The sequence below is a fragment of the Clostridium sp. 1001283B150210_160208_E6 genome, assembly GCF_015669365.1.
Taxonomy (GTDB): domain Bacteria; phylum Bacillota; class Clostridia; order Clostridiales; family Clostridiaceae; genus Clostridium; species Clostridium paraputrificum.
This window is the reverse complement of sequence record NZ_JADPAA010000033.1, coordinates 1-3858: the sequence shown is the minus strand read 5'-3', so window position 1 is coordinate 3858 and position 3858 is coordinate 1. Positions and strand designations below refer to the sequence as shown.

3 protein-coding genes, 2 tRNA genes and 1 rRNA gene are annotated in these 3858 nt (G+C 30.6%); 1 reads left to right on the top strand and 5 read right to left on the bottom strand.

Features of this window, described 5'->3' with window-relative positions; genetic code table 11:
* Window positions 1-557 precede the first annotated feature (557 nt).
* Window positions 558-1367 (bottom strand): pyruvate, water dikinase regulatory protein, encoded by an 810-nt coding sequence (locus I4V16_RS17180; RefSeq protein WP_195966944.1) that lies wholly within the window; start codon window positions 1365-1367, stop codon window positions 558-560.
* Window positions 1368-1499: 132 nt separating this feature from the next.
* Here I4V16_RS17180 and I4V16_RS17175 point away from each other — a divergent pair, with 132 nt between their 5' ends.
* Complete coding sequence (locus I4V16_RS17175; protein ID WP_099330300.1) at window positions 1500-2246, top strand: signal peptidase II; 747 nt, start codon at window positions 1500-1502, stop codon at window positions 2244-2246.
* Window positions 2247-2343: 97 nt separating this feature from the next.
* On the opposite strand, the gene I4V16_RS17170 is transcribed toward I4V16_RS17175, so the two are convergent.
* The 4 genes from I4V16_RS17170 to I4V16_RS17155 form a co-directional block, all read right to left on the bottom strand.
* A tRNA-Lys gene (locus I4V16_RS17170) sits at window positions 2344-2419 on the bottom strand.
* 5 nt (window positions 2420-2424) lie between these two features.
* Window positions 2425-2541 (bottom strand): 5S ribosomal RNA (gene rrf, locus I4V16_RS17165).
* 138 nt (window positions 2542-2679) lie between these two features.
* Entirely contained in the window at window positions 2680-3627 is a 948-nt protein-coding gene (locus I4V16_RS17160; RefSeq protein WP_099330301.1) for an L-lactate dehydrogenase, read from the bottom strand.
* Window positions 3628-3703: 76 nt separating this feature from the next.
* Window positions 3704-3779: transfer RNA gene (locus I4V16_RS17155), tRNA-Lys, on the bottom strand.
* Window positions 3780-3858: the final 79 nt, after the last annotated feature.

Genomic DNA, 3858 nt, shown 5'->3' with positions numbered 1-3858 from the left:
ACAACTTGATTTCTCAAGTTTACTCGTAAAAAAGAATTGCTGGTTTTTAACTTTATATTCTGTTCAATTTTCAAAGACCAATTTGTGTGTCGCACTCAAGCGACTTTTTTATCTTATCACCTTGTCGAAATCTTGTCAACAACTTTTTTTCATTTTTTGTTGTTTACATATTTCGCATCAGCGACGTGTTTTATATTATCATATTCTTTTTATCCTTATTATCACTTTACTGCTATTATACTAATATATTTCTTATTTTCTACTTAATTCTCAGTAATTCAAAATTCTACATATGTAGATACACTTGGTCTAGTTTACTATATAAACCTCATAATCTTCATATTATGTATTTAAATATATAGCTAATTAGCAAGTTATGATAATCTTAATCTATAGAACTTCCTAAGGCTATGACTTTATTATCCCTTGCTCCTTTGTTAATGATGGTAAGATAATATTTTTTAAGTATACATGTAAACTATTCTTAGATTCTTCAATAATATTAATGTCCTAAAAAATAAAAAAGATGCATTAATGCATCTTTTTCCCCTCATATGTTAGTTATTATTTTTGCGTCCTAATGATTCTAATATTATAAGTGCAGTATCCTCTATTGCTCTTTGTGTTACATCTATTGTTTTACATCCTATCCTCTTAATTATTCTATCTGCAAAATCAAATTCTTCTAATACTCTTGCATCCCCTGCATATTCGATATCAGCGGAAATTCTATGAAACTTATCTAGTCTTCGTTTTCTTATCTCTATTAACTGTAGCGGATTTATAGTAAGACCAAATATTTTCTTTTTGTCTATTTCAAATAACTCATCTGGCACACCTACTTCAGGTACTAATGGAATATTAATAGCTTTTAACCCTTTGTTAGCTAAATAAATACATAAAGGTGTTTTTGATGTTCTGGATAACCCTACAAGAACTACATCAGCATTCTTTAGTCCTCTATAATCCTTACTATCATCATATTGCATAGCAAATTCCATTGCTTCTATTCTCTTAAAGTATTCTTCATCAGTATTCCACATAGCCCCAGGATTATAATTTGGAACTTCATTTAATAAAGTAGATGCCACATTTATTATAGGTCCTAATACATTGATTACAAATATATTTTTTGCAATAGCTTTCTCTGTTAAATATTCTCTTACATTAACAGTAATTACTGTAGATATTATCATTGCCTTTTCACATTCTGAAACTGAACTAATAACATCTTCTACGTCCTCTAATGTTTTTACATATGGAATCCTTCTTACCTCTACCTCTTTTCCAAATTGACTTGCAGCTGCTACAGCTACTTGATTAGCTGTTTCGCCAATTGAATCTGAAACTGCAAAAATTGTTAACATTCTCATTCCCTCTTTCGTAGTTTTCTTTTATACTCCAATTCAATTATACCTTAAAAACCATTTATAGTGAATTTTCTAACTCCTTATGTTAAACTTTAAATATACTTGAATACTTAAAACTTGGAGGTCTAAATGAAAAACTTAAAATATCTTACTATTAGTATTCTTCCATTAATGTGGAGTGTATACTTTTTATTTGAAATACTAACTGGTAGAGTAACAGATTTACCTACCATACTTGGGAATATAGCTCTTATTATTCTATTTGCTTTAGTAGGTTTCTATTTCCATAAACTTAGTCAAAAATATCCTCAAGGATTTAAATGTAAAACAATAATCATTATCTTTTCTATATTAATGGTAATAGACCAAGGGATTAAATTAATAATAAAGTTTTTCTTCTTTGAAGATTATATAGATATAATTAAAGGCTTTTTAAGCTTTAATCCCATTATTAATACTGATGGCTCTTGGCTAAATGCAAGATTTGGTACTGGCATAAGCTTTCCTCTACTTATCTTTGTAAACTTTATTGCTATCCTTTTATTTTTTGAATTATATAGATATTATCTTTCTAAGGGGAATAATAGTTTTTACGGAGATATGTGTTTTCTATTTATATTCAGTGGATCTTTATGCTCTTTAATAGATAAAATCTTCTATGGAGGAAGTTTAGACTTTATTGGTATTAGCAATCTATTTATTGCAGATATAAAAGATATTTATATTAATCTTGGTATATTGTTCTTCATAATATCAATTGTAATAAGTGGATATTTAACTGAAGACGATAATACCTCTTTTAAGGAAGACCTTGCTAGTATAAAGAGATTTCTTATTTTCTCAAAAAATGATATTGTATCACTATTTAAAAAGTAATTAATAAAAAAAAAGGATTTTACAAATGTAAAATCCTTTTTATATATAATGCTAAGCAAGTTCTTATTAGAGAATACTTCATCGTGAAGTGACCCTTTGGTGACCTACCGGGGAATCGAACCCCGGACACCTTGATTAAAAGTCAAGTGCTCTACCGACTGAGCTAGTAGATCATATTACCTGGCAACGTCCTACTCTCCCACACAGTCTCCCATGCAGTACCATTGGCGCTATAGAGCTTAACTTTCCTGTTCGGTATGGGAAGGAGTGTTTCCTCTATGCCATCATCACCAGATTTCTTTAAGCAATAATTCTTGCCTCAACAAGTCCTAATTATATATGGGTTAGTTAAGTAAGTCAACAACTTTTTATATAAAATTTAAAAATAGTATAGTAATAACCCTAGTTATTACCATACTTTGTCTGTTTATGATTATTTTAGTTTAGAAATGTATTCTCTTATTACATCACATGAATCAATAAACTTATCATATTCTCTATCTGTCATATCTATTTCTACAATTTCTTTTATTCCTGATTTATTTAATATAGCCGGTACCCCAGCATATATATCTTTCTGATTGTATTCTCCATCTAAAAACGCTGATACAGGCATTATCTTATTCTCATCGTTTAATATAGCCTTTATAATAGCTACTATAGCCGTTGCGATGCCGTAATAAGTAGTGCCTTTTCTATTATATACTTCCCATCCTGCTCTTGCAGTATCTAAAACTAGCTTATCTAAGTCTATATCTCCAAACCTTTGCTTATTATCTTCAACTACCTTTAAAAATGGTTTTCCCCCTATATATACATGAGACCAAGGCACTATTTGAGAATCTCCATGTTCCCCCATTGAATATGCTTGAACGCTTCTAGGATCTACATTAAATAAATCTCCAATAAAGTTTTTTAATCTTGCAGAATCTACGGATGTTCCAGTTCCTATAACATGACTTTTATCTAATCCAGATAGTTTGTAAACATAATAAGCTATTATATCTGCTGGGTTTGATGCTACAACAAAGTGTCCCTTAAAACCACTCTTCATTATAGGATTAACTATAGATTCTACTATTTTAGCTGAAAGTTCTAATGTATCTAATCTTGTTTGCCCCTTTTTAGGAGGTGCTCCTGCTGTTATGACCACAACATCAACATCGCTACACATATCATAGCTGCCTACTTCAATCTTTGTATTCTTATTTAAGTATTCTATACAATGTTGTAGGTCCATTACTTCGCCTTTTGCTTTTTCTTCATTAATGTCTATCATTAAAATATTATCACACACACCTTGAGTTATGAGACTAAAAGCTGTACTTGACCCAACTAATCCAGTTCCAACAATTGCTACTTTCTTGTTTTTAAAAGACATGTTTATCCCTCACTTCTCATTTGTTATTTATTAATTTATTATACAAAAAAACCTTAGAATAATATTCTAAGGTTTTTGGTGCGCCATCAGGGATTCGAACCCGGGACACCCTGATTAAGAGTCAGGTGCTCTACCAACTGAGCTAATAGCGCATATTACTTGGCAACGTCCTACTCTCCCACACAGTCTCCCATGCAGTACCATCGGCGCTATAGAGCTTAACTTTCCTGT

Coding starts and splice junctions, on each gene's coding strand:
- I4V16_RS17180 (WP_195966944.1), bottom strand. CDS start 1,367: ATGTTAACAATTTTTGCAGTTTCAGATTCAATTGGCGAAACAGCTAAT.
- I4V16_RS17175 (WP_099330300.1), top strand. CDS start 1,500: ATGAAAAACTTAAAATATCTTACTATTAGTATTCTTCCATTAATGTGG.
- I4V16_RS17160 (WP_099330301.1), bottom strand. CDS start 3,627: ATGTCTTTTAAAAACAAGAAAGTAGCAATTGTTGGAACTGGATTAGTT.